Source organism: Mesorhizobium sp. WSM4807 (assembly GCF_055811615.1).
In genome coordinates this window covers 126,476-153,445 of sequence record NZ_JBVVQY010000016.1, presented here as the reverse complement: position 1 = coordinate 153,445, position 26,970 = coordinate 126,476, and the positions used below count along the sequence as shown (strand labels likewise).

General features: G+C 63.1%; 24 protein-coding genes, 1 tRNA gene, 1 pseudogene and 1 riboswitch. Of the genes and pseudogenes, 11 read left to right on the top strand and 15 right to left on the bottom strand.

Translation table 11 applies throughout. The features are described from left to right. Window positions 1-57: 57 nt before the first annotated feature. From fdhE to AC0L3N_RS21310, 6 genes and pseudogenes are all read left to right on the top strand, one after another. Window positions 58-975, top strand: a complete 918-nt coding sequence (gene fdhE, locus AC0L3N_RS21335) for a formate dehydrogenase accessory protein FdhE (protein ID WP_473549382.1) — start codon at window positions 58-60, stop codon at window positions 973-975. A 7-nt stretch (window positions 976-982) separates the two neighbouring features. Next, complete coding sequence (selA, locus tag AC0L3N_RS21330) at window positions 983-2,401, top strand: L-seryl-tRNA(Sec) selenium transferase (protein ID WP_473549381.1); 1,419 nt, start codon at window positions 983-985, stop codon at window positions 2,399-2,401. Beyond that, window positions 2,388-3,230, top strand: a complete 843-nt coding sequence (locus AC0L3N_RS21325) for a tetratricopeptide repeat protein (RefSeq protein ID WP_473549380.1) — start codon at window positions 2,388-2,390, stop codon at window positions 3,228-3,230. The genes selA and AC0L3N_RS21325 overlap by 14 nt, the downstream gene beginning before the upstream one ends. Continuing rightward, window positions 3,227-5,059, top strand: a pseudogene (selB, locus tag AC0L3N_RS21320) (selenocysteine-specific translation elongation factor); the annotation flags it as partial. The gene AC0L3N_RS21325 and the pseudogene selB, both read left to right, overlap by 4 nt. Before the next feature lie 126 nt (window positions 5,060-5,185). Further along, window positions 5,186-5,281 (top strand) — tRNA-Sec (locus tag AC0L3N_RS21315). 16 nt (window positions 5,282-5,297) lie between these two features. Further along, window positions 5,298-5,747 (top strand): hypothetical protein, encoded by a 450-nt coding sequence (locus AC0L3N_RS21310; protein WP_473549379.1) that lies wholly within the window; start codon window positions 5,298-5,300, stop codon window positions 5,745-5,747. A 68-nt stretch (window positions 5,748-5,815) separates the two neighbouring features. On the opposite strand, the gene AC0L3N_RS21305 is transcribed toward AC0L3N_RS21310, so the two are convergent. The 4 genes from AC0L3N_RS21305 to AC0L3N_RS21290 all read right to left on the bottom strand — a co-directional run bounded on the left by AC0L3N_RS21305 (window position 5,816) and on the right by AC0L3N_RS21290 (window position 9,239). After that, a complete protein-coding gene (locus AC0L3N_RS21305) occupies window positions 5,816-6,622 on the bottom strand; it encodes an ABC transporter permease (protein ID WP_473549378.1) in 807 nt (268 codons plus the stop codon). Further along, a complete protein-coding gene (locus tag AC0L3N_RS21300; protein WP_473549377.1) occupies window positions 6,619-7,626 on the bottom strand; it encodes an ATP-binding cassette domain-containing protein in 1,008 nt (335 codons plus the stop codon). The genes AC0L3N_RS21305 and AC0L3N_RS21300 overlap by 4 nt, the downstream gene beginning before the upstream one ends. Before the next feature lie 195 nt (window positions 7,627-7,821). Beyond that, window positions 7,822-8,331: a superoxide dismutase family protein gene (locus AC0L3N_RS21295; protein ID WP_473549376.1), complete on the bottom strand. Its 510-nt coding sequence runs from the start codon at window positions 8,329-8,331 to the stop codon at window positions 7,822-7,824. A 134-nt stretch (window positions 8,332-8,465) separates the two neighbouring features. Then, window positions 8,466-9,239, bottom strand: a complete 774-nt coding sequence (locus tag AC0L3N_RS21290; protein ID WP_123149605.1) for a sulfite exporter TauE/SafE family protein — start codon at window positions 9,237-9,239, stop codon at window positions 8,466-8,468. A 359-nt stretch (window positions 9,240-9,598) separates the two neighbouring features. After that, window positions 9,599-9,711: riboswitch (TPP riboswitch) on the top strand. On the opposite strand from AC0L3N_RS21290, the gene AC0L3N_RS21285 reads away from it, so the two are divergent. The 5 genes from AC0L3N_RS21285 to AC0L3N_RS21265 all read left to right on the top strand — a co-directional run bounded on the left by AC0L3N_RS21285 (window position 9,702) and on the right by AC0L3N_RS21265 (window position 12,734). Then, window positions 9,702-9,848, top strand: coding sequence for a hypothetical protein (locus AC0L3N_RS21285; protein ID WP_165848668.1), 147 nt, complete (start codon window positions 9,702-9,704; stop codon window positions 9,846-9,848). (Overlaps the previous riboswitch by 10 nt.) A 22-nt stretch (window positions 9,849-9,870) precedes the next feature. Further along, window positions 9,871-10,671, top strand: a complete 801-nt coding sequence (locus tag AC0L3N_RS21280; RefSeq protein WP_473549375.1) for an ABC transporter permease — start codon at window positions 9,871-9,873, stop codon at window positions 10,669-10,671. Further along, window positions 10,668-11,423: an ABC transporter ATP-binding protein gene (locus tag AC0L3N_RS21275; RefSeq protein WP_473549374.1), complete on the top strand. Its 756-nt coding sequence runs from the start codon at window positions 10,668-10,670 to the stop codon at window positions 11,421-11,423. Before AC0L3N_RS21280 ends, AC0L3N_RS21275 begins: the two co-directional genes overlap by 4 nt. Next, window positions 11,420-12,433, top strand: coding sequence for an ABC transporter substrate-binding protein (locus AC0L3N_RS21270; RefSeq protein WP_123149607.1), 1,014 nt, complete (start codon window positions 11,420-11,422; stop codon window positions 12,431-12,433). The genes AC0L3N_RS21275 and AC0L3N_RS21270 overlap by 4 nt, the downstream gene beginning before the upstream one ends. 145 nt (window positions 12,434-12,578) lie before the next feature. Then, the gene (locus AC0L3N_RS21265; RefSeq protein ID WP_473549373.1) at window positions 12,579-12,734 is read left to right on the top strand and encodes a hypothetical protein; all 156 of its coding nucleotides are present in this window, start codon (window positions 12,579-12,581) and stop codon (window positions 12,732-12,734) included. On the opposite strand, the gene AC0L3N_RS21260 is transcribed toward AC0L3N_RS21265, so the two are convergent. The 11 genes from AC0L3N_RS21260 to AC0L3N_RS21210 form a co-directional block, all read right to left on the bottom strand. After that, window positions 12,707-13,819 carry an AI-2E family transporter gene (locus AC0L3N_RS21260; protein ID WP_123149608.1) on the bottom strand — a complete coding sequence of 371 codons (1,113 nt, stop codon included), beginning with the start codon at window positions 13,817-13,819 and terminating at the stop codon, window positions 12,707-12,709. The two genes, AC0L3N_RS21265 and AC0L3N_RS21260, sit on opposite strands and share 28 nt — an antisense overlap. Window positions 13,820-14,316: 497 nt before the next feature. Next, window positions 14,317-15,276 (bottom strand): D-ribose ABC transporter substrate-binding protein, encoded by a 960-nt coding sequence (locus AC0L3N_RS21255; RefSeq protein WP_091594763.1) that lies wholly within the window; start codon window positions 15,274-15,276, stop codon window positions 14,317-14,319. Window positions 15,277-15,308: 32 nt separating this feature from the next. Then, window positions 15,309-16,469: an ABC transporter permease gene (locus tag AC0L3N_RS21250; protein WP_165848670.1), complete on the bottom strand. Its 1,161-nt coding sequence runs from the start codon at window positions 16,467-16,469 to the stop codon at window positions 15,309-15,311. Between the two features lie 2 nt (window positions 16,470-16,471). Continuing rightward, entirely contained in the window at window positions 16,472-18,013 is a 1,542-nt protein-coding gene (locus AC0L3N_RS21245) for a sugar ABC transporter ATP-binding protein (RefSeq protein WP_473549372.1), read from the bottom strand. Beyond that, the gene (locus tag AC0L3N_RS21240) at window positions 18,010-18,660 is read right to left on the bottom strand and encodes a DUF2291 family protein (protein ID WP_473549371.1); all 651 of its coding nucleotides are present in this window, start codon (window positions 18,658-18,660) and stop codon (window positions 18,010-18,012) included. The genes AC0L3N_RS21245 and AC0L3N_RS21240 overlap by 4 nt, the downstream gene beginning before the upstream one ends. Window positions 18,661-19,177: 517 nt before the next feature. Next, on the bottom strand, window positions 19,178-20,875 hold the full coding sequence (locus AC0L3N_RS21235) for a glycerol-3-phosphate dehydrogenase/oxidase (protein WP_473549395.1): 1,698 nt from the start codon (window positions 20,873-20,875) through the stop codon (window positions 19,178-19,180). Window positions 20,876-20,967: 92 nt separating this feature from the next. After that, window positions 20,968-21,744: a DeoR/GlpR family DNA-binding transcription regulator gene (locus tag AC0L3N_RS21230; RefSeq protein WP_123149611.1), complete on the bottom strand. Its 777-nt coding sequence runs from the start codon at window positions 21,742-21,744 to the stop codon at window positions 20,968-20,970. Next, the gene (locus tag AC0L3N_RS21225) at window positions 21,741-23,276 is read right to left on the bottom strand and encodes an FGGY-family carbohydrate kinase (RefSeq protein WP_473549370.1); all 1,536 of its coding nucleotides are present in this window, start codon (window positions 23,274-23,276) and stop codon (window positions 21,741-21,743) included. The genes AC0L3N_RS21230 and AC0L3N_RS21225 overlap by 4 nt, the downstream gene beginning before the upstream one ends. A gap of 351 nt (window positions 23,277-23,627) precedes the next feature. Then, on the bottom strand, window positions 23,628-25,139 hold the full coding sequence (gene amaB, locus AC0L3N_RS21220) for an L-piperidine-6-carboxylate dehydrogenase (RefSeq protein WP_473549369.1): 1,512 nt from the start codon (window positions 25,137-25,139) through the stop codon (window positions 23,628-23,630). Between the two features lie 179 nt (window positions 25,140-25,318). After that, window positions 25,319-26,593 (bottom strand): RNA polymerase sigma factor, encoded by a 1,275-nt coding sequence (locus AC0L3N_RS21215; RefSeq protein WP_473549368.1) that lies wholly within the window; start codon window positions 26,591-26,593, stop codon window positions 25,319-25,321. Next, a complete protein-coding gene (locus tag AC0L3N_RS21210) occupies window positions 26,590-26,964 on the bottom strand; it encodes a YciI family protein (protein ID WP_192358717.1) in 375 nt (124 codons plus the stop codon). The genes AC0L3N_RS21215 and AC0L3N_RS21210 overlap by 4 nt, the downstream gene beginning before the upstream one ends. Window positions 26,965-26,970: the final 6 nt, after the last annotated feature.

The following is a 26,970-nucleotide window of genomic DNA, read 5'->3' as shown; positions in this document are numbered from 1 at the left end:
CAGACGCGATGCGCTTAGTCAGCCAACCACGTGGCCCGTGTGGTTCGTGAGGTGAGTATGCCAAAGCAGATCGTTCCGTCGGATATCGATCCCACCGCCATCGGTGAAGTCTCGGCGCCGCCTTACGTCCGTCTGCCTGATCCGACGCGTCTTTTCGTTCGACGCGCGCAGCGGTTGAATGCGCTGGCCGAAATCGATGAGCTCGGTCCTTATCTCCGCTTTCTCGCTGCTCTCGCCGATGTCCAGCACGGCATACAGGACGGCCTGTCCGATCCGGATCTGCCGGAAACGGAGGTGCGTGAACGGGCGCACGCTTTCGGGATGCCTCCACTCGATCGTGACAGGGTCGCCTCCGGGGCGTTCTTCGAGACGCTCGACCGCCTGGTGCTGGCGGCTTCGGCCATCGAGAAGCCTCGCGCCGCGGCAGACGCGCTCGACCGACTGAAGCTGGCCACGCCTGCAAAGCGCCATGCCTTGGTGCGCAACGTGCTCGCCGATGCAATTGCGGCTGACGCATTGGCCGAGCATGTTTATGTCGCGGCGGCGCTGCAGCTTCATTTCGGACGTCTTGCCGCTTGCCTCGACGCCTCCACGCTGGTCCCGGTAGGTGACGGCGCATGCCCCGTCTGCGGCGGGCCGCCGGTGTCCTCGATGGTCGTCGGTTGGCATGGCTCCCACGGGGCAAGGTTCTGTGCATGCTCGCTCTGCGGGACGCTCTGGAATTATGTGCGCATCAAATGCACCCTGTGCGGCTCCACCAAGGGAATAGGCTATGTGGAAGTCGAAGGCGGACCCGGCACTGTAAAGGCCGAGACCTGCGATTCATGCGGCTGCTATGTGAAAATCCTGCATCAGCACAAGGATCCGAACCTCGATCCGGTTGCCGATGACGTGGCGACACTCGGCTTGGACCTGCTCGTCCGCGAGAGCGGCTACCGTCGCGGGTCGTTCAACCCATTCCTTGTCGGATACTGAGGACGCGATGACCGCTTTGCCTGCACGTCGCCTGCGTGATCTTCCATCGGTCGATCAGATATTGAAGACGCCGCTCGGATCCACGGCGATCCAGCGCTTCGGCCGGCAAGTCGCGACGGCGGCTGTCCGCGCGGCACTTGCCGCAGCGCGGGAGGCCTGCCTCGGCGGAGCAGCAGTGCCGCAGCCCGGCGACGTCGCCGCCGACGCGGTTGAACAACTCAAGGTAGCAGGGCGCCCTTCCCTGCGACCGGTTTTTAACCTGACCGGCACGGTGCTGCACACCAATCTCGGCCGGGCGCCGCTGGCTGAGGAGGCGATCGAGGCGGTGCGCTCTGCAATGTGCGAAGCGGTCGCTCTCGAATTCGACCTCGAGACAGGCAAGCGTGGCGAGCGGGATGATCATCTGCGTTCGCTCGTTTGCGAACTGACAGGAGCGGAAGACGCAACTGTGGTCAACAACAATGCGGCCGCTGTCCTTCTTGTCCTCAACACGCTGGCGCTCGGCCGCGAGGCGATCGTCTCGCGCGGCGAATTGATCGAGATCGGCGGCTCGTTCAGGATGCCCGAGATTATGGCCCGCGCCGGCGCCAAGGTGGTCGAGGTCGGAACCACCAACCGCACGCATCCGAAGGACTATGTCGCGGCGATCGGCCGGGAGACCGGGCTGGTCCTCAAGGTGCACACCTCGAACTATCGGGTCGACGGGTTCACGGCTGAGGTGGGGGCGCGCGAACTGGCTTCCATTGCCAAGGCGCAGGGCGTGCCCCTGGTCCACGACCTCGGCTCCGGCACGCTTTTCGATCTTGCTGCCTATGGCCTCAAGCATGAACCAACCGTGCGCGAGGCGATTGCCGACGGCGCGGATCTGGTCACCTTTTCCGGCGACAAGCTGCTCGGCGGACCCCAGGCGGGCTTTATCGTCGGCAGTAAGGCTCTGCTCGCCGCGATCAGCCGCAATCCGATGAAGCGGGCGCTCCGCGTCGACAAGCTTCGGCTCGCCGCGCTGGAGGCGACGTTGAAGCTCTATCGCGACCCTGATAGCCTGGCGAAGAGACTGCCGACGCTGAGATTGCTAACGCGCCCCTCGGCCGAGATCGCAACCCAGGCGGAGCGCCTTGCCCCCATGGTTGCCAATGCTCTGGGTGAGGCATTCGTGGTGGAGACTGTGGAATGCCGCAGTCAGGTCGGTTCGGGTGCCCTGCCGCTTGAGACGATACCCAGCGCCGGCCTTGTTGTGCGGGTAAAGTCCGGCGGCGGGAAGGCGCTGGGAGCGCTTGCAGCGGCATTGCGCGGGCTGCGCGTTCCCGTGATCGGGCGCATCGAGGGCCGGGCGCTTGTGTTCGATCTGCGCTGCCTCGAAGACGAAGCGGGTTTCTGTGCAAACCTCGCCGGCTTCGATCCTGGAGGAGCCGATGCGCTGGTTTGAGAGCCTCGCGCGCCGGCCGGCCGAAGTGCCCCGGCCGGATGACGTGCCCCGGCCGGCCGATGTGCCCCGGCCGGCTGACGTGCCGGTCGCCGAACGCCTGGCAAAGGCCTTGGAAGCGGCCAGGCGCAGCGATTATGCGGTCGCCCTAGGCATATGGGAGCCGCTCGCCCATGCTGGGGTCGCGCGTGCGCAGAACAATATCGGCGCCTGCTTCTCAGAAGGGCTTGGCGTCGAGCGGGACTGCGACCTCGCCTTCCGCTGGCTGGCGCTTTCGGCCGAGGCCGGTGATGCCGTCGGGCGGCGGAACCTGGCGTCGCTCTATTTCCGCGGCGAGGGCGTCGCGCAGGACTACGGCCGCGCAGCCGAGCTCTACCGAGCAGCCGCGGAGCGAGGCGACGGACCGGCGCAGGACATGCTGAGCTGGATGCTGCTCGAAGGCGAGGTGGTCGATCCCGACCCAGCAGAGGCACGGCGCTGGGCGACTGCCGCCGCCGAGCAGGGAATAGCGTCGGCCATGACACGGCTCGGCATGATCCATCACAATGCGCTCGGTGTGCCGCGCGATCCCGCCGAGGCAGTCCGCTGGTGGCGTCGGGCTGCCGTGCGCGGGGATGCGGACGGACAGGCCATGCTCGGCGCCGCCTGTCACTTGGGAGCGGGTGTCGAGGTCGACGCGGTCGAGGCATATGCCTGGCTTCTGCGCGCGAACGCGGCAGGCAGTTCGCTCGCCGAACGGTATCTGCCGGCCGCGCGTGCCGGCCTCACCCCTGACGAGACCGCCGAGGCCGAAAATCGTGCCGCGGCATCATTGGCGGGGGATGGATCATGATCGTCGGCACGGCGGGCCATGTCGACCATGGCAAGACCGCGCTGGTGCGCGCGCTGACCGGCGTCGACACTGACCGCCTGCAGGAGGAAAAGGCGCGGGGCATGACCATCGATCTCGGCTTTGCCTACCTGCCGGCACCGAACGGGGACGTCATCGGCTTCATCGATGTTCCGGGGCACGAACGGTTCGTGCATACGATGCTCGCCGGCGCCAGTGGCATCGATTTCGTGCTATTGGTCATTGCCGCCGACGACGGGATCATGCCGCAGACGCGCGAACATCTGGCAATCATCGATCTGCTCGGCATCAGGCGCGGCGCGGTCGTGCTGGCCAAATCCGATCTGGTCGCGCCCGCACGGCGCGCCGCCGTTGAAGCGGACATCCGTGCCGCGCTTGCCGATACAGCACTTGCCGAAGCAGACATAATGGCCACCTCGGCCGTCAGCGGTGACGGTATTGACGATCTGCGGCATTTCTTGTTTGAGGAGGCGTCGCGCTTTGCCGGCCGCGCAACCTCTGGACGATTCAGATTGGCGGTCGACCGATGCTTCACGCTGCACGGCGTCGGCACTGTCGTGACCGGAACGGTCCTTTCAGGATCAGTCGGCGTCGGCGACCACGTTGTCGTCAGCCCGTCGGGCCTGGCGGCGCGTGTTCGCTCGATCCACGCCCAGAACAGGCTGGCTGAGCGCGGGCGGGCAGGAGACCGTTGCGCGCTCAACCTGGCTGGTGACAGCATCGGCAAGGAGGCGATCGGGCGCGGCGACATCATACTCGACCCGGAACTTCACGCGCCGACGGACCGGATCGACGCAAGGCTGCGCGTCTTGCCAGGAGAGCCTAGGCCGATCGGCCAGTGGTTCCCGGTACGCCTCCACCACGCCGCGGCCGAGGTTGGGGCAAGGGTCGTGCTTCTCAGTGACGAGCCGGTCAGACCCGGCAGCGTCGCCAAGGTTCAATTGGTGCTGGACAATCCGATCGCGGCTGCCGCGGGCGACCCCTATGTTGTGCGCGACACCTCGGCGCAGCGGACCATCGGCGGCGGACGCCTGATCGATCTGCGGGCGCCGAGCCGGAAGCGCCGCACGCCGGAACGGCTTATCCAGATAGAAGCATATGCCGTCCCGGATCCCGAGGCGGCTGTCACCGCACTGCTCGACACGCCGCCCCATTACCTTGACCTTGGCTCATTCGCGCGCGACCGGGCGCTCGGCAGCGACGAGACGCAGAGACTGGTCGACAGCCTCGGATTGGTCTGCATTCCCGTTAGGAAAACGCTGTTCGTTCTCTCGCCGGCATGCTGGATGCAATTCAGGCTCGGCCTGGCCGCGAACTTGAAGACCTTTCACGCGGACAATCCGGATCTGCCGGGGATCGGCATGGAGAGATTGCGCCTTCAGCTTGACCCACGACTTCCGGCGCTGATGTTTGCAGCCGCTCTGCGAATGCTGGCGCGCGCCGGCAAGCTCGCCCTTGACGGCGCCTGGGTGCGGCTGCCCGGCCATGAGGTCCGTCTGACACCGCAGGACGAGACGCTGTGGCTGCAAATCGAGCGGCTCATCGGCGGCTCGACGCGATATCATCCGCCGAGGGTCCGCGATATAGCCGATATGTTGGCGAAGCCGGAAACGGAAATCCGCCGGATCCTGAAACTTACCGGCCGCATCGGGAGAGTATACGAAGTCGCCCATGATCATTTCTTCCTGCGCCCGGCATTGGCCGGGATTGTCGAAATCGTCGACGACCTGACGGCGGCCGAGCCGGGTGGGCGGTTTAACGCCGCCCAGTTTCGCGATCGCGCAGGCAGCGGGCGCAAGGTTGCCATCCAGATCCTTGAATTTCTCGATAGGCATGGCGTCACTTTGCGACGCGGCGACCTGCGGCTCGTCAACAGGCATCGACGGGATCTGTTTCGCTCACCGGCCGATAGTGAGCCGGCAATAGCGGAAGTTTCTGGAGGAGCATCGTCCCCGGTGGGGCGTCCGGACTTCAAATCCGGGAGGGGCCGCGAGCCGGTCCTTGGTGGGTTCGACTCCCACTCTCTTCCGCCACTCTCGCAAAGGCGCGATGACGGTGACAACCCGCTTTCTCGTTGAGCTCAAGTCAGCGGCCGAGGCCGCCAAGGTCGCCGAAGGCCGTTTCCGGCGGGAAGCTGCAGTCCGGATAGCTGCGCTCGAACAAGAGCGCGCCTTCGCCTTCAGGCGGCTCAATCTCATGCAGGCGATCGCCGAGACCGTGGCATCGGCCGACAGTGAGGAGATAGCCGTCGCCAGCGCCTTCGCCACGCTGCGCACGCGACTCGGCTGGAATTCCGACAGCGAAGCGCGTTCGGAGGTCATTGCGCGTTTCGGTCAGGTTGTGCTGGCGATATTCCGGGCGTCGGACGAAGAGGCATCCGTCAACGACATTCCTGAGACCCTGGCGGGCTTCGAGCATTGGTATGCCGAAACCCGTGGATCGCCCTTCTGGCTCCTGTTCGAGCGCCAGATGCAGGACACGCCCAGTGTCGACTTTTAAGAAGCGCAGGTGCATCCGAGCGCACTGTTGACGCGCAGGTGATCAGGACCGCGATCGTTTGGCTCCTCTCACTTTCTGAGATACAGCCATAGTGTCGTCGGCGCCAGGATGGCGGTGAGCGCCACCGGCGCGATCAGCGCGAGGACGACCTGACCGAGCGTCGCCCCGCCAGCCATCAGCCCGCGCAGCGCCGTCGTCATCAGCGACACTGGATTGACTTCGACGAAGGCCCGCAGCCAGTCCGGCATGGTGCCGGGGTCGACCATGATGTTGGAGGCGAAGACGAGCGGGAACAGGAAGGTAAAGCCGAGCGTCATCACGGTGGTTGGCGTGCGGATCAGCAAGCCGAGCACGATGAATACCCAGCCCATGCCGAACCCGATGGCGATCAGCATGGCGAAGGCGGCAAGCACGCCGAGGATGCCCGCCTCAGGCCGGTAGCCGAGGATCAGCCCGATCGTGAGGATGATCGAGGCGGCAATCAGATGGCGCAGGATGTCACCCACCATTAGGCCGGCGAACGGGGAGAGTGACCAGATCGGCAGCGATCGGAAACGGTCGAATAAGCCCTTGCCGAGGTCGGTCGACAAACCCATGCCCGAATAGACTGCGTTGAACACCACGGTTTGAACCAGGATGCCGGGTAGGAAGAACTGTAGGTATTCGCCAGGCGAACCGGCGAGCGCACCGCCGAAGACGAAGGTGAAGAGCAGCGTGAACATGATCGGAGTCATCACCAGATCGAAGAGCTGCTCCGGCACATGCTTGAATTTCAGCACCGCGCGCCATCCGAAGACGAGTGCGTTGGAAAGAGCTGATGGGGTCCTGGGTCGGGCGACGCTTTGCAGCCGCTGCAGGGATGTCGTGTCGATCATGGCTTGTCGTCCTTCCGGCTTTCACCCAGGCTCGGCTGGCCGGTCAGCGCGAAGAAGACCTCCTCGACGCTGGGTTGGCCCATGGAGAAATCCGACAGCTCGATGCCGGCGGCGACCAGATCGGCCAGCGCCTCGTTGGCGGCCTTCGCTGTGCCGGCAAGGACGGAGAGCTCAGCGCCTTCGGCGCTGCGTTGGACAGGACGCTCCAGCCGGCGTTCCAGAATGGTCGCCGCTTGGTCCAGCCGTGCAACATCGGCGAGCGCGACATGGAGAAAGCCGGAGCCGGTGGCCGCCTTCAATTCGCGGCTGGTACCCTCGGCGATCTTCCTGCCGTGGTCGATGACGGCGATGCGCGCTGCAAGTTGATCGGCCTCTTCGAGATATTGCGTGGTGAGCAGGATGGTGACGCCGGCCTCGGCGAGGCCGCGGATCATGCCCCAGACATCCTTGCGGGCGTTGGGATCGAGGCCTGTGGTCGGCTCGTCGAGGAACAGCACGCCCGGCGTGACGACCAGCGAGGCGGCTATGTCGAGCCGCCTTCGCATGCCCCCTGAATAGTCCCTCACCTGCTTCGTCGCCGCTTCGGACAGGCCGAAAGCCGCGAGCAGGTCGTCCGAACGGGCTTTAGCGGCGCGACCGCGAAAACCCCAGAGTCGGGCGAGCAGGACGAGGTTCTCCCGGCCCGTCAAGTCCTCGTCGAGCGAAGCGAACTGCCCGGTCATCGCGATTGCCGCACGGACCGCACGCGGGGCCTGCACGAGATCGTGCCCCATCACGGTCGCAGAGCCGGCGTCGGGGCGCGACAGCGTCGCGAGCATGCGCATCAGCGTTGTCTTGCCGGCGCCGTTCGGACCCAGGATGGCGAAAATCATGCCGCGCGGCACATCGAGATCGACACCATCGACGGCGCGCAGCTTGCCGAACGTCTTGACCAGGCCGCGGGCGGAAATGGCTGACTGGACAAGACCCGTGGAGGGCACGCCCATAGGAGAAGTATCGTTCATGCAATCATCCGGCAGTCGCAAAATGAAAGGCCAGCTTCGGCGCGATGGCTGCGTCGTCAATTCCTCTGCAGGCGCACGAACTTACCGTCTGGCTTATCCTGCCAGAGGCTCCGACCATGTACCGCTACCTGGCCGCCGAGGCTGAAGCGCCGGTCCGATCATATGTCGGACAGGCCTCTACCGATCTTGGGGTTTTCACTCGATCACGGCGCAGGCCTGACGATTTCCGGCATCACCGGCAGGCTGGCTTTTGTAGTCGTCCTGTCCGCCGTGGATCATCAATGCCTTGCCTCTTATCGCCGTTTCTCCACCATCCAGCTTGACCATGCTGTTGAAAACCTGGGCACGCAAAACGCCGTCGGCGCCGACCCGCTGATTTGGCATATCGCCCGCGTGCGGGCCTTTTCCAGTGAGGTATCCATGTTCGGCATTCGTCGGATTGAAGTGCCCACCGGCCGAGTCATGGCCGGTCTGATGGTCGCACTTTCCGGTTTCATGAACATGGAACGCGACCCATTCGCCCGCAGGCAGTCCCGTTACCTCCAACTCTATCAGCACGCCCTGCGCCGTCTCGGTCAGCGTGGCCGTGCCATTCTTCTCGCCGGCCATGTTGACGAATTCGGCTTTCGCGGTCGCGGTGTCCTGAGCCGCCGCAGGCATCGCGACCGCCAGCGCCAACCCTGTTGTTGCAACCAATTTTTTCATCGACTCGGCCTCCGGTTGTCCAAGGCATCCAAACAACAAAGGAGCCTCTTCGTTCCATTTGAAAATTGAGTTTTTTGTCTCCGGCACGGCCGCCAGGGGAGAGATGCCGACAACATGTTCGATGTGTCTTCAGTTTACACCAATTCGAAGAGTTGCGCGGTTTGCCAGCCTGCCAGCAGTATGATGAGAATACCAACGAGCCTGAGAAGCGTCTTTTCTGCGATTGACTTCACCATCAATCCGGCCATAGGCGCTGCGATAACACCACCAAGGACCAAGCCGGCAACGGGGAGTAGATTTTCTAGCCCCCCTGCCTCCTGCCAATGGCCGGTTAGCAAGGCAAACAAGAAGGTTAGAGACACCGACAACGTGGTGAGGAACTCGGTGGCATTTACCGTACCAATAACGTAGCGGGGCGTCCCGCCAAAACCGAGAAGGCCCGTCGTTACGATGGGACCCCACCCGCCACCCCCTGCGGCATCGAGAAATCCACCACCAAGTCCAAGCGGAGGTACCGCGCCTGCAGGGACCGGATTGCTTGGGATCCGCCGGAATGAACGGAACAGGAGCCAAGCTCCGACAAGCGCCAGATATGTGGTCACATATGGCTTCATGATCGCTCCCTCAAACGAGGTGAGCACATAAGCGCCGAGAACGCCACCGAGGACGCCAAATGGCATCAGCCGCCAGAAAAGCTTCCAGTCGATATTGCGGTGATAGAGGTGAGCCGAACCTGAGGCCGCAGTGGTAAACAGCTCAGCCGCGTGAACTGAAGCCGAAGCATGTGCGGGAGAAACGCCAAACCCCAGTAGGGTTGTCGAGCAAATCACGCCATAGGCCATGCCGAGAGCCCCGTCCACAGCTTGAGCTACAAACCCCACAAGCGCAAAAAGGATAAATTCTTGCATTTGGCCCTCCAACAAAGCGCGGTCGTAATGGGCGAAATAGAAACCCGCTGCCTACAACGAATGCAATTCATGTCTTCATGCTTCCACAATTCACCAAACGCCTGGCATCGACAATGGCGACGAACGGGAAACTGTTCACTCGATCGACGCCTTTCCCGATACCATCAGGTCATTCAGGTTCTCAGAATATTGAGAGCGATCTCGAGCGGGGTGGCGGGGTGGCACCCTTTGAAGTTGAAGCCGTATCAATCGACCGTCCTCGAAAGGCCACGCCAGTCGCTCAAGCCGCACCTCCTCTGACCTGCGGTTTCACGGGTCAGACGCAGGCTTGCAGCTCCACCCCATATCTGTTTAATTGCCGCCATCCACAGGGGTGCTCCGTGTCGTCGGGGCTGAGAGACGGGCTGCAAGCCCGTAAACCCTAGAGCTGATCTGGATAATACCAGCGGAGCGAGGCGGGCGATGTTTTCCGACGCACAGATTTCTCTTGATCCGATGACCGGCGATTTCGTCGGCGTCGTCAATATTTCGACGCTCCCGGTTGGCACGCTCGAGGGCTATGTCACGATCGACCTCACGGTCTCGGCCAACGGCCCGACCCCGCGCTGATCTTTCGCGCCAGAGGTCTCGCATGTCCCAGCCTTTCTCCGCCGCGCCGCGAATCGCAACTTTGTTCGCCAAGATCGGACCGGCCTTGCTGTCGGTCGGCACGCTGGTTTTGGCTTGGGAGCTCTATGCGCGCATCTCGGGCATTTCGCCCACCACGCTGCCCGCCCCGTCACGAGTCCTCGCTCAGGCCATCCAGCAGCGCCAGGCGCTGTTCGACAACACCGTGCCGACAATCAGCGCCACATTGGCGGGTTTCGCCTGCTCGCTGGCCGTTGCCTTCATCCTTTCGGTGCTGATCGACTTCTTCAAGCCGCTGCGCCGCGCCCTGTTCCCGGTGTTCATCATCAGCCAGACCCTGCCGCTGGTGGCGATCGCCCCGCTGGTCGCGCTCTGGTTCGGCTTCGGGCTGACGCCGAAGATCATGCTGGTCGCACTCGTGACTTTCTTTCCCATGCTGGTCGCGCTGGTGCAGGGTTACGACTCGACGTATCGGGAAATCTCGGCGCTTCTGAGTTCGATGGGCGCTTCCCGCATGCGCATTTTCCTGCTGGCCCGCCTGCCCTCCTCGCTGCCCTATTTCTTCGCCGGACTGCGCATCTCGATCACCTATGCCGTGGTGGGCGCCATCTTCGCGGAATATGCCGGTGCGGCCAAAGGGCTCGGCATCTACATGCTCAACGCCAAGAACAATTTCCGGCCCGATCTCGTGCTGGCGGCCGTGCTAGTCAGCGCCTTGCTCACCTTGGTCCTGTTTGCTGCTACGATGCTGATCCAGCGCGTCGTCATGCCATGGGAGCGGCTCGATGACGCACGAAAGTCATGAGCAGGCGGCTGGAGCTGCGCCAAGTCAGCAAGCGTTTTGGCGACATCGACGTGCTTGCCGACATCTCCCTGCACATCGAGCCGGGCGAATTCGTTTCAATCCTCGGCCCCTCCGGAGCCGGCAAGTCCACGATCTTCAGCTTGCTGACGGGCAGTCTCGAAGGCCACGGCGATGTCGACTTCGATGGGCGGCCACTGGCCGACACGCGCCGACCGTTTGCCTTCATGCCGCAGCACGATGCCCTGATGCCCTGGCGCACGGTTATCGACAATACCGCGCTCGGTCTGGAAGTGCAGGGCATGTCCCGCAAGGCGGCGCGCGACAAGGTAGCGTCGTTCTTCGGCGAATTCGGCCTTGCGGGCTTCGAGCATAAGTATCCGGCGCAGCTCTCGGGCGGAATGCGCCAGCGCGCCGCGCTGTTGCGTACCGTCGTGCAGGACCGTGCCATGCTGTTGCTCGACGAACCGTTCGGCGCACTCGACGCTCTCACGCGCACCGGCATGCAGCGCTGGCTTCAGACGATGTGGGACCGACACCGCTGGACCGTCCTGCTGATCACCCACGATGTCCGCGAGGCGGTCTTCCTGTCCGACCGCATCTATGTGCTGAGCGGCCGCCCTGCCCGCGTGCTGCGCGAAATCGCCATCCCTCTTCCGCGCCCGCGCAAGGATCTTGCCTCGCCGGAAGCCAGCGCCATCGAAGCCGACATCCTCGATACCCTTCTCGATCCACAGCCCGCCCAAAGGACATGACCATGCTTTCCAGACGCCTCTTCATCGCTGCCGCATTGATCGCCGGGCTCGGACCCGTCACCTCCGTCTGCGCCCAGCAGACTGTCACCGTCGCGCTAGACTGGACGCCGAACACAAACCATGTCGGGCTCTATGTCGCCCAGGCGAAAGGCTTCTATGCCGAGGCTGGGCTCGACGTGCAGATCCTGCCCTACACCGACACTGCGGCCGGTACGCTGATCGCCAACCGTGTGGCCGATTTCGGTATACTGGGATCCATAGGATTGTTCACCCAACGCACGGCCGGCGCCGACCTCGTCGCCACCTACGCCATCATGCAGACAGAAACCGGCAGGCTGGTGTTCAACGCCGACCGCGCCGATATACAAACCCCCAGGGATCTGGACGGCCTGACCTATGGCGGTTTCGGCAGCGCTTGGGAGAATGCGCTGATCGGCACCATCATCCGCCATGATGGCGGCGAGGGCAAATTCGAAACAGTGACGCTGGGCACCTCCGCCTATGAGGCCTTGGCCAACGGCGCGGTCGATTTTACGCTCGAGGTCTACACTTGGGAGGGGATCAAGGCGGAACTTGACGGCAAGGCCCAGCGCGCCTTCCGCTACTCGGATTTCGGCGTGCCCGACCAACACACCAATTTCATTGGCTCGAGCCGGGCCTATCTCGAGAAGAACAAGGACACGGCAACCGCTTTCATCGCCGCGACCAGGCGCGGCTATGCCTTCGCTGTCGAACATCCGCAAGAAGCGGCTGATATCCTGATCGCAGCAAACAGCGACGTGCTGACTGACCGTCCATTGATCGAGGCATCGCTGAAGGCGCTGATCGACGGCCACTATCTGCAAAGCCCCGCCGGCGCGATCGGCGCGATCGATCCCGCAAAGATGGAGGCTATCGGCAACTACCTGTTCAAGGCCGGCGCCCTGCGCGACGGCGATGGAAACCCGGTCGGCGAACGACCCGATTTCGCGGCCTATTACAGCAACGCCTATCTGGACGGCGAAAAATGAGCCCGCCGCGGCGCATGCATCCTGTCGGGCTCGCCGTCGTCACCAGCAGGATCGGACAGATCGGAACTGCATCGACCAGCTTCGACGCGCCGCTGCCGCCCTGTCGAGCGCACGGCCGAACCAGTCCGGCCAGAGCCGGGTCGGCGTGCTGGTCGTAATCGCAGGGCGGGACGGGCTGATGCTGGGACAATTGCTCATGCGCATCGTGATGGTCGCCGATACGGGCATCGTCGAACAAGGTCCGCATGATGAACTGGTCGCGCGCGGCGGTGCTTACTCACTGAGCGCGGCTCCGGACTGACGTGATGGCTTTGTGTCGCGCTTTGGCGTCAGTTCCGCCTCGGGCTGGTCGCTCAATCGTTTCTTGAGGATGTCAATGAGGCTGACGGTGACCGCAATCACCGCAGGGCCGAGGACGAGCCCGGATGCTCCAAACAGGACGATGCCACCGACAGCACCGACAAAGGCCACCACCGTGTGGAGCCGCAGCCGGTTCCCGACAAGCATCGGATAGAGCAGATTGTCGATGCCGGCGACGACCACGCCGCCCCAGACGGTCAGGATCGCCGCGCTCGCCCAAGCCCCCTCCAGCGCGAGATAGATCGCTGCCGGCACCCAGATCACGAATGCGCCGAGCACCGGCACGATGGCAAGAAGTCCCATTGCCAAGCCCCAGAAGACCGGAGTGGGCAGGCCGAGCCACCAGAACATCAGGCCGCCCAGCGTCCCCTGCACAGCGGCGACAAGCACGGTGCCTATCAGGATCGCATGTACCGTCTCGGCAAGGCGGGACAGCATGTATGCCGTCTCCGCGGTACGCAGGGGCGAGAGACGCTCGATCCCCCGCAGGGCGGATTCACGGTCCCGCAGAAAATAGAACAGCAGATAAAATGTCAGAATGAACATCACGGCCTGATTGATCGAGCCGCGCAACAGCGATGTGCTTTGTGCCGTCAGCCATTGTACAAATGCGGCGACCGTGCCGGCCGGATCGAGTTGGTTCTCAATCCACTGGGCAACCGCCGAAAGCCTGGGATAGCCCGACACGAAGGCATCTGTGTTCCAACCCCGGATGACCTCCTCCATATAGGTGGCTCCGTTTACCGCCTCGCGGACAAGCTGCTGTGCCACGAAGATGAGCGGCAGGCCGACTGCAACCGCCGCGATGCTGACCGACATCAGTGCAGCCAGGTTTTTGTTCCTGAGCCTTTCCTCGACCTGTCGATGAGCCGGATACAGGATGATTGCCAACACCACCGCCCAGGTCAATGCGGGCAAAAAAGGCAACGCCAAGAGATAGCAGACATACAGACCGATCGCCGTCGCGGCCACGATGCCGAGCAATCTCATTTGTTTCATATCGGGCATCTGTTTCAGGTCGGGCATCTCTCGCTGTCTCGCAAACCAAGCGAGCCTAGTGGATTTCCCAACAAAATGGCAGCTTCCGTTGCCGCACCCTACGGCTAGGCCGCTGTCGAGTGTGACGAAAATCCCGTGCGCGCTGCCAGCACCGCGGCCTGCCGGTCGTGGATGGTCTGACCTACGGCCGTTCTACAACTCGCTCGCGGCAGCGCAGCTTCACAGGACCAATAGAAAAAAGGCCGGACTGTTAAAGTCCGGCCAGGCATGAAGGTTCAAAACCTCCAGAGGGGAACGCGCCGGACGCAATGGGAGGAAAACATCCGACGCAATGCGTATATGGATCCGCACGGGTGGCGTTTCAACGACATGTGGTGGGCCACATCAGCCGCTCCATAGAGCCACCAGCGCGGATTCAGGTCACGGCCTGTGTTTCAGTTTTAGCGTAACAGACATGTGGTGCGTCGGCCCGATCAACGAGGGTCAGGCGAGGAGTGTCCCGCGGGACACTCCCCCTTCGTTTTTTACTCCGAGAGCGTGAAGGGAGCCGTGTATTTGTCGACGTTGTCCTTGGTGATGAGAAGGCAGTCAAACAGCTGCTTCTCGGTCGGCGCGCCGGTTTTGCCGGTCTTTATGAACGAGTCGGCCTGTTGTACGGCCTTCGCCGAGTAGACGGCCACCGGCTGGAGCACGGTGTACTGCAAGTCGCCCGCCTTGATCGCGGCGACAGCGTCCGGAGAGCCATCGAAGCCGCCGACCTTAATGCTCGACAGCTTTCCGGCTTCTTTCAGCGCGGCGATCGCGCCAAGCGCCATCTCGTCATTGCCGCTCGTCACGCCGATGATATCGGGATGGGCCTGCAGCAGGCTCTGCATCTTGTCGTGGCCCTGGGTCCGGTCCCAGTTGGCGACCTCCGAGCCGGCCTTCTTGAGGTCCGGATACTGGCTGATCACGGTCTCGTATCCGTTTGACCGGGTGGCGGCGTTGTTGTCGGACGGGGCGCCCAACAGTTCGACGTAGTTGCCCTTCTCGCCGATATTCGTCACCCATTGCTGTGCCCCCAGAGCGGCGCCCTGTGCGTTGTTGGAAACGAGCTGCGCCTTTGCCAGACCCTCCTGATTGATCTCGGCGTTGACCAGGAAGACCGGGATGTTCGCGGCAATCGCCTTCTTGACGGCGCCGATGGATCCGCTGGCGTCGGCAGGATCGAGGATGATCGCCACGGATTTGTTGGTGATTGCGGTGTCGATCAGTCTGCTTTCCGTGTTCGTGTCGGCTTTCGATGCGCCGACGGTCGCGGTGTAGCCGAGTTTTTCGGCCTCGGCCTTGGCCACATTGCCTTCGGTGAGCCAGTACGGGTTGGCGGGATCGATGACGATGATCGAAATGAGGCCTTCGGCCGACGCTGCGCTTACCGACCCTGCGAGGACCGGAGCGGCCAGCGCAAAGGCCGTGAGCATTAGAATTCTTGCCTTGCCATACATGTAATTTCCTCCTTGGTTAGCGATGGTACCGGTCAACCGGCAATCTTCTCGTGAGCGGGATCGGCCGTTCGGGCCTTGCCGGCTTGTTGCGGAGAAGTCGAAGGGCCGCCGGTCGAGCCCGGGAGCTTGACGCGACGGCGATACTGAATGGCGTTGAGCAGCACCGCCAACACGATGACCGCGCCGGTGAACACTGTTTGCCAGTAGGCGGACACGCCAATGATCACGAGGCCATCGGATAGGAAGCCGATGACGAAGGCCCCGACCAGCGTGCCGCGGATATTGCCTCGACCACCGGTGAGTGCCGCGCCGCCGATGACGACGGCCGCAATGGCGGTCAGTTCGTAGGAGTTGCCGGCGGTCGGCCCTGCCGAGGTCAGTTCCGAGGACAGGATGAGGCCGGCTACCGAGGCGCAGATGCCGGACAGCATATACACCGACACCTGCACTTTTTTCACCGGCACGCCGGACAGTTCCGCGGCGCGCTCGTTGCCGCCGGAGGCATAGAGCCACCGGCCGAAGGCCGTGCGATTGAGGATGATGCTGCCGATGATCGCGATGACCACCATGACCAGCACACCGATAGGGATACCGAACAGGCGGTTGAAGCCCAGCCAGTCGAAGCCGGTATTGCCCAGCTCCGGCTTGCCGCCGAGATCATTATATGTGAGGCCGTTTGTCATCAGCAGCGCGGCGCCCCGCACCACATAGAGCATGCCCAGCGTGGCAACGAAGGCCGGCACCTTCAACCAAGCGATAAGCACGCCGTTGACCAGACCGACCAGTGCGCCGAGCACGCACACCAGCACCACGACCACCCAGACGGGGGGAAACAGCACGATGCCGAGCGTTTGCAACTGCACGCCCTGCATCAGGAATCCGGCGATTACGCCCGACAGCCCAAGCGTCGACCCCACCGACAGGTCGATGCCGCCATTGAGGATGACCAGCAGCATGCCGACCGCGAGGATGCCGAAGATGGCGACATGCGACGCCATGGTGAGGAAATTGCCCAGCGAGAAGTAATAGGGCGACAGCATCGAGAAGACGAGGATGATCACCATCAGCGCGAGGAATGCCCGGCCCTCCAACAACAGCTTGGCCAGGCTGAAGCCACCGCTCGATGTCCTCGGGCCGGAGCGGCTACTATTCTGACTGGCGTTGGTCACGGTCTGGGCTCCTGTATTCTTCATGATCAGACGAGCACGGCCTCGCCCGAGGCGGCCATGATCTGCTCTTTCGTCACGTCGGCGCCGAACTGAGCCGAAATCCTGCCTCGGCGCATGACGATGATCCGGTGCGCGATACCAAGGCACTCGGCGACTTCCGAGGTCGAGAAGACGACCGCGAGCCCCTGCGCGGCCCGCTCGCCGAGCAGCCGGAACACCTCCGCCTTGGCGCCGACATCGATCCCGCGACTGGGCTCGTCAAGCAGCATGACCTTGGGGTCGGTGGTCAGCATCTTGCCGATGACGACCTTCTGCTGATTGCCGCCGGACAGCGATCCGATGGGCGCGCCTGCGCCCGCCGTCTTGACGCGCACATCGCGAATGGTTCCGTCGATCAGCGACCGCTCCTGCGACCGCGAAAGCAGCATCCCCTTGACGAAGGCGCCAATGCTGGCGAGCGACAGATTTGCCCCCACGGTCATCGTTTGGACCAGCCCGTCGCGTTGGCGGTCCTCAGGCACCAGCACAAGCCCCCTGTTTATCCGCTCCGCAATGCTGAGGCGGGAGATGTCGTCGCCCTCCAGCAAGACCCGGCCGCCCGTCACCGGCAATCGTCCGGCGACGCACTCCAGCAATTCCGTGCGCCCCGCGCCCATCAGCCCGTAAATGCAGACGATCTCGCCCGCGCGGACATCGAGCGACAGCCGGTCGACGACCAGGCGGTCCGAACCCGAAACATCGGCGACGCTCACATCGTCGATTGACAGGGCAACGTCGCCGAATGCGTATCCCGTGGGCGGCGATCCCAGGTCGAAGTTCTCGCCCACCATGTTACGGACGATCCATTCGAGATCGATGTTCTTCGCATTGGCCGTCGCCGTGATCGCTCCGTCGCGCAGCACCACGGCGTGGTCGGTGATCTGCAGTGCTTCTTCGAGGTGATGGGAGATGTACACGATCGAAACACCGCGGGCGGTCAGGTCCCGGATCACCTTGAACAGCACCTCCACCTCGGTCGCACTCAATGCGGAGGTAGGCTCGTCCATGATCAGGATGCGTGAATCGACGGAGAGAGCGCGTGCGATTTCGACGATCTGCTGCTGGCCCAGGCGTAGATCCTGCACCAAGGTCATCGGATCGATGTCTTCCTCGAGATCGCCCATCAGCATCCGCGTCTGACGAGCCTCTTCCGCGAAGTCGAGGCCGGTCGCGCCCCGCAACTCACGGCCCATGAAAATATTGTCGCGCACACTCAGATTGGGCGCGAGACTCAACTCCTGATGGATTATCGAGATGCCTCGACCCCGCGCGTCGACGGTCGAGGAGAAGACGACAGGACGGCCATCGAGTTCGATGCTTCCGGACGTCGGCGTCTCGACACCGGAAAGGATCTTCATCAGCGTCGACTTGCCGGCGCCATTCTCTCCGAACAGCGTGGTGACCTCGCCACGGCGGATGTCGAAATTGACCCCCTTGAGGGCATGCGTTCCGCCATAGGATTTTACGATGTTGCGCGCCGCGAGCACGGTGTCGCCGGCCGCCGGCTCGAATTGAGGCGCCGCATTCATTGAACGCTCAGCTTTACGGGTGTGACGAGCCACCCCTTGGGATTGATCAATTTGAAGACGCCGATCACCGAAATCGTCTTCCCGGTGAGCTTGGTATTGTCGATGGCCGACAACACCTGCTTCTTCATCTCGTTGTTCAAGGCCGATCCTGCGTTCTGATACTCGATCTGGTTGGTGAATTGCCCGAAGGCGATCGTTCCCGTGGCATCGCGCAGATCGGTTCCGTTGATCGCCGGACCCGTCTGCACTCGAATGACCAAAGTGCTGGGAACCTCGTTGACCTTGACGGCGTAGATGCCGGACTTTCCCTCACCGACCACGCCGGTGAATTTGACCGAGAATTCCGTACCGACATTGGCCGGCACGCCGTACTCCTTCTCTGCCGCCGCCTTGTCCTTGGCGATGGCCGACGCAAGGGTAGCGGCGTTCACCGCGCGCTGCTCCACGGCGGATTGAACCTTCGGAAACTCGGACTTGCCGTATTCTTCCGGGGAGAACGCAGCCTTTCGCGCGTCCTCCGCCGAACCAATTATGACGACCTTGGTGTCGAGAACCATCGCGCCGAGCAAAATCAGGATCGCGGCCGCGGCGACAATCCAACGAACGCCGACCCGCCGATTGATCGTGGTAGCGGGCTGCGAACTCATGGTGCAACGACCTGCGGCATGACGCCGATCAGGTCACGATCACCACTGGCGGCGCTGCTGGATTTCATTCCATCTCCTCCCGAGATGATATTATTATCTTAAGTTGAAAAATTTTTCACGCGTTCATGTCGTTGTCAATCCGCCTTCACCGGGATCAGCGTGCAGCCGGCGTCATCGAGAGGAACTTTGTCGCGTAGCAGTTGATTGCGGCCGAGAACCCAGCCGGTATTCGGCTGCACGATCGTGTGACCGCGATTGCATGCGCTGGTTCGTCAGCCCAACCGCCGTAAGCAAGAAATTCCTCACGAGCCGAAGCCTTTCGGAACAGTCAGGCCTCAGGCACAAAATCGACCATACGTTAGTGTTAAATTCACGTCAAGACATGTGATATTTTGCCCATTCTCCGGCACTGCCGGAGAATGGGCACCTGTCAACAAAGCTTAATATGCTGTTTTCGTGTGGTATTTTTTGAAAACAGCGCATACCCGCGAGATGTTCGTCCCAAATCAGGGCGCCATCACAATCGCATCAGATTCCTGTCGCTGAGCTGCGCGACAGCGGCATCGAGTTCGTCGGACATCCGCTGCGGGTCCCAGTTACGTGCACGGCCGGCAATGGCGGCGATCTGCTTCAAATCGCTCATGGTCAGGGAACCACCAATGGCCAGGGTCGTGCGCCGCATGACGATATCGGCCAGATGCTCGACGAATTCATTACGAACGATGTAGTCGATTTCGGATGTGCCGTAGTCGCTTGCCCCCGGCAGGCGATCTTCATTGTCTCCTGAACTTTGGTGGCGGGCGATCGGCAACGCCTTGGTTCCGTAGCGCGACAGAAGTTGGTCGAGACGGCGTTCGTCGGCGCCCGAAGCCGATCTGGCATCCGCCAGCCAGGCAGCTCGCGCCGCAGGCTCGGTTGGAAAACCCTTGCCGCCGCCGATCGGCATCGATCGCGTGGTGACCTTGCGGCCGCGTCCCAGCCGGTCGAGTACCGTGTCGGCAACCTCCTCGGCAAAGCCGCGGAACGTCGTCCATTTGCCGCCGACCAGCGAGATAATCGGAAACGGACGCGAACCTTCCGGCTCGACGACCGGTGCCGAATGATCCCGGCTGATCAAGCCGGGGACAGAGGCGTCGGATGCAGGCAACGGTCTGATGCCGCTATAGGCATAGACGATCTGGTCGCGTCCAAAGCTCATGCCCGGTATCAGCGCACGCACGCTTTCGAGCAGATAGTCGATCTCCTGCGGCTCGCAGCGTACTGTGTCCGGGCTGTCGGCCTGGATGTCGGTCGAGCCGACGAGCGCCAGACCGAGATAGTCGTAGACAAGGCAGATGCGGCCGTCGTCGGCTTCGAAGTAGAGCATGCGGCCTGCCAGGCTTCGTACCAGTTCGTCGTGCTTCAAAAGGATATGCGAGCCCTTAGTGCCGCCGATCATTTTCGATGGCGCGCCGAGCGAGGCGTTGACATCGTCGATCCACGGACCGGCGGCGTTGACGACCAGTTTCGGCCGCACCGCAAATACGGCGCCGTTCTCGGACCGACCCCCGTCTTTTGACTGGCCCCCGCCTTTTGACTGGAAAGTCAGCACACCATTGGACGACGAAACCAGCGTCGTGTAGTTGGCGGCCGCGGCGAGGGCATTTGTTGCCAGCCCGTCGGTGATCAGTTCGAGCACCAGCCTTTCGGGATGGCTGATCTTGGCGTCGTAATAGATGCCGGTGGCGACGATCGACCTGGTCAGTGCCGGTATCTCGCTCAGCGCCCGCCGTCGCCCGACCAGTCGGTGGCGCGGCATGACACGATGCCGCGACCCATAAAAATCGTAGATCGTCAGGCCGATCTTGATGAGGACGGCGCCGCGGCTGCGCGGTGCGCTGGTCGAGCCCAGCAGCGTGCGCAACGCCGCCCACATGCCCTTGCTCCAGGAGAAGATCGGGATGATTGTCGGCAGCGGGCTGACATAGTGCGGCGCGTTCTTCAACAGCAGGTTGCGCTCCAGCGTCGACTGTGCCACCAGCCCGAACTCACCCGTTTCGAGATATTTCAGGCCGCCATGGATCAGCCGCGATGGCGCAGCACTTGTGCCCGAGCCAAAATCGCCCTTGTCGACGATCAGGCAACTGACGCCTTGCGCGCACAGATCCCGGAACAAGCCAGCCCCATTGATGCCGGCGCCAAGGATGACGACGTCGACGTCGCCCGTCTTGTTCATAAAGGCGAGGCGGTCGATGGGGTCGGCTGAGCCGGGGTCGGATGCGCCGGGATCCGACACAGGGTCCGATGCGCCTGCGTCGCCGGAAGGGCTCATGACTGAGCCATCTTGACGATGCTCAGTTTTACGCCGGCTCGTTCGAGTTTTTGCGCCTGCGCGTCGCTTACGCCGTCGGTCGTCAGCACCGCGTCGAAACGGGTCAGATCGTCGAAAACATGCAGGGCGACCTTGTCGAACTTGGAATGGTCGACGACAAGAATGCGCCTGGTCGAGGCAGCGACCATCGCTTGCTTGACCCGGACCACATGCTGGTCCTGGATGAAGGCCGTGGTGCCTGAGATCGCCGAAGCCGAGCAAATCAGAAGATTGGCGCGCAATTGCGCCACGGCATTCTCGCAGACGATGCCGATATAGGCATTGTAGGTGCGGTGGTACTGACCGCCCAGGCAGATGAAGTCGATATCGTCGACATTGGTCAGCAGTGCTGCAGTCGCGACGCTGTTGGTGATGACGGTCAGTGGCTTAATGTCGGGCAGCAGTGGAGCGATCGCGTTCGCCGTGGTCGAATCGTCCAGCATGACGGCCTGGCCGGCCTCGACATAATCCAGCGCCGCATGCGCCAGCGCATCCTTCTCGGCCCTGCCGACCGTCACCCGATAGCGGAAAGCGCTTTCATAAAGGCCGGAAGGCTGCACCGTCACCGCGCCGTGCAGCTTGCGCAGCACGCCCTGGTGCGCCAGTTGGTCGATATGGCGGTGGATGGTCATCCGCGACACGCCGAAATGCTCGACCAGGTCGTCGATGCGCACCTGGCCGAATTTGATCACATAGTCGGCGATTTCCTCGCGCCGTTCGTCGGCCTTGATCATGCAGCCCCCTCAATGCTTTGCCCCGCCAGCCTTTCGATCTCCAGCCATTGCGGCTTGAGCGATTCGGCAATGCGGCAATAGAGAGAAAAACGGTCCTCGAAAACCGCATTGCGCGCCGCGTCGGGCAGATATTCATGGCTCGTCTTGCTGACGGCGCGCGCCCCCTGTTGCGGTGAGGCAAACAGGCCAACCGCGGCGCCGGCACAAAGGGCTGCGCCGAAGGCAGCCGCCTCGTCGGTCGACGTCACGATGACCGGCACATTGAGCACGTCGGCGAACATCTGCGCGAAGGCCGGATTGCGCGACCCGCCGCCGGTGAGCCGCACCTCACGAACGGCAAAGCCGTCGCGCAGCGCTTCGACGTGCGTGCGGTGGTTGAAGACGATGCCTTCCAGCACTGCCTTCAGCATGTCGCCGCGATCATGCCAGCCATGCAGGCCGAGAAAGCTGGCGCTGGCGGCATTGCCGTAAGGCGAGCCGAACAGATAGGGATGGAACAAGATGGTCGAAGGCCTGCCAAGCGCAATGTCGATCTCTGCCGCCAGCATCTCGTGGATCGAGCCGCCGGTCCTTTTTGCTTCGTCCTGTTCCGGGCAGCAGAGCGTGTCGAGGAACCAGTCGTAATTCGCCGTCGAGGCCGGCGAGATCGACATGTTGTTCCAACGCCCAAGATCAATAGCATTGCGGCAGAACCAGCGCAGGTCGACGCGCGGCTCGGTGGAGACTATTTCGTTGATCGAATAGGTGCCGGCGACGATGCTGACCACGCCCTCCTCGTGGCCGCCCATGCCAAGCGCCGAGGCAGTGACATCATGCAGGCCGCAAGCGACCGGCGTGCCTTCAGCAAGCCCGCTCAGCGCCGCTGCATCGGTGGTGACGTAGCCGACGATGTCGGCCGAATGCATCATCGGCGGCAAGGCTTCAAACAATGCCTCAAGACCGAAAATGCGCATCGCCTCCGGCACATGGCTTTGCGTACGCACATTGGTGAACGAGGTGCTCGCCTCAGTGAGGTCAGTGCCGATGGTGCCGGTCAGACAGAAACGCAGCCAGTCCTTGCAGGCGAGTATGTGCGCGACCCGGCTGAAGCGTTCCGGATCGTGCTCCCGCAACCAGACCAGCAGCGACGACGGTGAGGAAGCGTGCGGCACCTGGCCGGTCAGGGCGAGCGCTTCGGCGAAGACCGAACCTCGCGACCATCTGTCGACGATTTCGCCCGCCCGGCTGTCCAGCGACAATATGCCGGGGCCTAGCGGCCGGCGATCGCTGTCGAGCAGGTACAGGCCATCGCCATGCGCGGTCGCCGCCACCGCCTTAATGTCGCTGGCCGGCCGGCCGCCCAAGGCAATGGCTTCCCGGATCGCCTCGGCTGTCGCCTGCCAGAGGCCGGCCATGTCGCGTTCGACCCAGCGCGCGTGCGGCATCGATTGCGGCACCCGCCGGCGCGCCACCGACAGTTGCGAACCGTCGGCGTCGAAAATCACCGCCTTCGTCACCGTCAGGCCGTTGTCGATCCCAAGCAGGCTGGACATGGCTACCTCTCAGCTCATCGCTTGCCGGTACGCGTTGCGAGTAGGATTTTGGTGCATAGCGCTTGACGACGGCGGGGAAAGTTGCCCGGCGAAGCAACCGCCGAACACCCGTTGGGAATTCCGAACCAACGGAATAGACCATACAATGGTGTTAAATTAACGTCAACATGTGTGATTTCTGGAAGCAATCTTGCGGCGGCCAAGCACCCTTACTAGCGCCGAAGTCCCGAGCTCGCCATCATTGATGCGGCTTTCGCAGACTGTTTTCGATCTCCCGGAAGCCGCTGAACGGCGACCGAGATAAATCGTGGCAGCTATTGGCGCAGCCGCCACGACAAGGGCCTCACCAGCCTAGTCGATGTCGAAGGATACACCCTGGGCCAGCGGCAGCGCCTTGGAATAGTTCACCGTGTTGGTGGCGCGCCGCATGTAAGCCTTCCAGGCGTCGGAGCCCGACTCGCGGCCGCCGCCGGTCTCCTTCTCGCCACCGAAGGCACCGCCGATCTCTGCCCCCGATGTGCCTATGTTGACGTTGGCGATGCCGCAGTCGGACCCGTCGACGCCGAGGAAGCGCTCGGATTCCTGCAGGTCGCGGGTGAAGACCGACGACGACAGCCCCGCTCCGACAGCGTTGTGCTCATCGAGCACGGCGTCGAAATCCGAGTACTTCATCACATAGAGGATCGGCGCGAAGGTCTCTTCCGTCACCGGCGAGACCTGCTTGGGCATCTCGACCAGCGCCGGACGAACGTAATAGGCGTCGGGATGGCCATTCTCGACCCGCGTGCCACCGGTCACCTTGCCGCCGTGAGCGGCGGCTTCCTTCAATGCGTTCTGCATGCTGTCGAAGGCTGACTTGTCGATCAACGGTCCGACCAGCGCTGATGTCTCCAGCGGATTGCCGACCGAGACGCTTTCATAGGCCTTCTTCAGGCGCGGAACCAAGGCATCATAGATGCTATCATGCACGAACAGGCGCCTGAGCGTCGTGCAGCGCTGGCCGGCCGTGCCCATGGCGCCGAATGCGATGGCGCGCAAGGTCATGTCGAGATCGGCGGTCGGGCAGACGATGCCGGCATTGTTGCCGCCGAGCTCCAGCACGGCGCGGGCAAAGCGTTTTGCCAGCCGCGGACCGACATCCCTGCCCATGCGGGTCGAGCCGGTGGCCGAGACCAGCGGCACCTTCGGGTGATCGACCAGAATTTCGCCGACGGCGCGGTCGCCGATCAGCACCGACGTCAAGCCTTCCGGAGCATCACCGAAACGCTTTGCCGCGCGCTTGAAGATCGCTTCGCAGGCGAGCGCCGTCAGCGGTGTCTTTTCCGACGGCTTCCACACCACCGCGTCGCCGCAGACAAGCGCAAGCGCGGCGTTCCACGACCACACGGCGACAGGAAAGTTGAAAGCGGAGATGACGCCGACGACGCCTAGCGGGTGCCAGGTCTCCATCATGCGATGGCCGGGCCGCTCGGTGGCGATGGTCAGGCCGTACAATTGCCGGGAGAGGCCGACGGCGAAATCGCAGATGTCGATCATCTCCTGCACTTCGCCGAGCCCTTCGGACGGGATCTTGCCGACCTCGATCGACACCAGCCTGCCAAGCTCGACCTTGTGCGTGCGCAGCTCCTCGCCAAGCAGCCGCACCAGCTCGCCGCGCTTCGGCGCCGGCACCAGACGCCAAGCCTGGAAGGCTTTATGCGCCTTGTCGATGGTCTCTGCCGCACTGGCTGGCGAGATCGTCTTCAGCGCGGCGATCTGCTCGCCCGTCACCGGGCTGCGCACGATAAGATCGCCGCCCGAAAGCGCATCCTCGGCGACGCCCAGTTTCGCCAGTAGCCCGGCTGTTTCCTTCGCAATCGTCATTCTCTGTCCCTTTCAGATCCCGTCGCTCATATGGCGTCGGTCGAAGCCTTGTGCCATGCCGTCCCTGTGCCGATCGGCACATCAGGCGCTGTCATGGCGTGGCATTACTCGTTTCAGGGAAAAATCACCACCCCGGCATGGTCTAAGCCAAAGTCAGACCGTTGAACCAGCGAGTCGGCTCAGCGCGCTGTCTGCGCGGTTCCCCGCGCGGCGCCTTCCTTGATCAGCCGGTCGATGTGCATGCGGATATGGGCCGCCTCGGCGGCCGTATTGGCAAGCGCAATGGCGCGGTCGAAGGCGATGCGCGCCTCCTCACCACGACCGAGCTGCATCAGCAGTCCGCCCTTGAGGCCGAAGAAGTGGAAATAGCCGGAAAGCCTTTGTTCCAACGGCTCGATCATGGCAAGTGCCGCTTCCGGCCCGCGCACCTTGGCCACCGCAACGGCGCGATTGAGCGTCACCACCGGCGACGGCTGCATCTGCTCGAGCAGGCTGTAGAGCAGCTCGATCTCGTTCCAGTCCGTGTCCTCGGGCTTTTCCGCCCGCGCATGCAGGGCGGCGATCGCCGCCTGCACCTGGTAGGGACCGGGCTTCTGATGGCGCAGCGCCTTATCGACCAGCGCCAGCCCCTCGTCGATCATCTTGCGGCTCCACAGGCTGCGGTCCTGGTCTTCGAGCAGCACGATTTCGCCGTTCTCGTCGAAACGCGCCGGCGCACGCGCATGCTGGAGAAGCAAGAGCGCCGTCAGGCCCATGATCTCCGGCTCGGTCTGGAACAGCCTGAGCAGCAGCCGGGCCAGCCGGATTGCCTCTTCGCAGAGCGGCGCCCGGGCCGGCGCCTCACCGCTGTTGGTCGAATAGCCTTCGTTGAAGATCAGGTAGACCATGGCGGCGACGGCGGCGAGCCGTTCGGACCGCTCGACCGCACCGGGCGTCTCGAACGGCACGCCGGCATCGGCGATGCGCGCCTTGGCACGTGTGATGCGCTGCTCCATGGCGCTTTCGCCGACGAGAAAGGCGCGGGCGATCTGCTTGACGCTCAGGCCTGAAACGATGCGCAGCGCCACGGCAATCTGCTGCGTCGCCGGCAGGTCGGGATGGCAGCAGATGAACAGCAGCCGCAATATGTCATCGCGGTAATGCGCGCCGTCCAGCCGTTCGGCGATATCAGTCTCGGCATCCTCCAGATCGGAGATCTGGTCCTCTTCCGGCAGCGGCGCCTGCTTGGCACGCTTGCGCACCGCGTCGATGCCGCTGTTGCGGCCAACGAAGATCAGCCAGGCTGCCGGATCGCGCGGCGGGCCGTTTGTCGGCCAGTTCTTCAGAGCTCGCAGGCACGCGTCCTGGAAAGCTTCTTCCGCCGCATCGAGATCGCGGAAGTAGCGCAGCAGCGCGCCCATCGCCTGTGGGCGGGCCGTGCTGATCGCCGTGCTGATCCAGGTGAGATCGGTCATGCGGGAATCCTGGCGGGGTTGAAGAGCGAGACCGGCCGTATTTCGTAGGAGCCGCCGCTCGGGTTGACCTCGGAAAGTTCGCGCGCAAAGTCGACGGCCTCGTCGAGATCGGCGCATTCGAGCGTGTAGAAGCCGAGGAACTGTTCCTTGGTTTCGGCAAATGGTCCGTCGATGACGACCGCTTCGCCCTTGACCTTTCTCAGCGTTGTTGCAGCGGTTGTCGGCAGCAGCCGCGCCACCGGGCCAAGCCGGCCGGCCTGAGCGTATTTTTCCTGCACGCCCAGGAGTTTTTCCATGACGGCATCGTCCTGTTCCTTGCTCCAGGAGCAGACGACGTCTTCGGAGGCATAGCAGAGGATAGCGTAGAGCATGGGTGC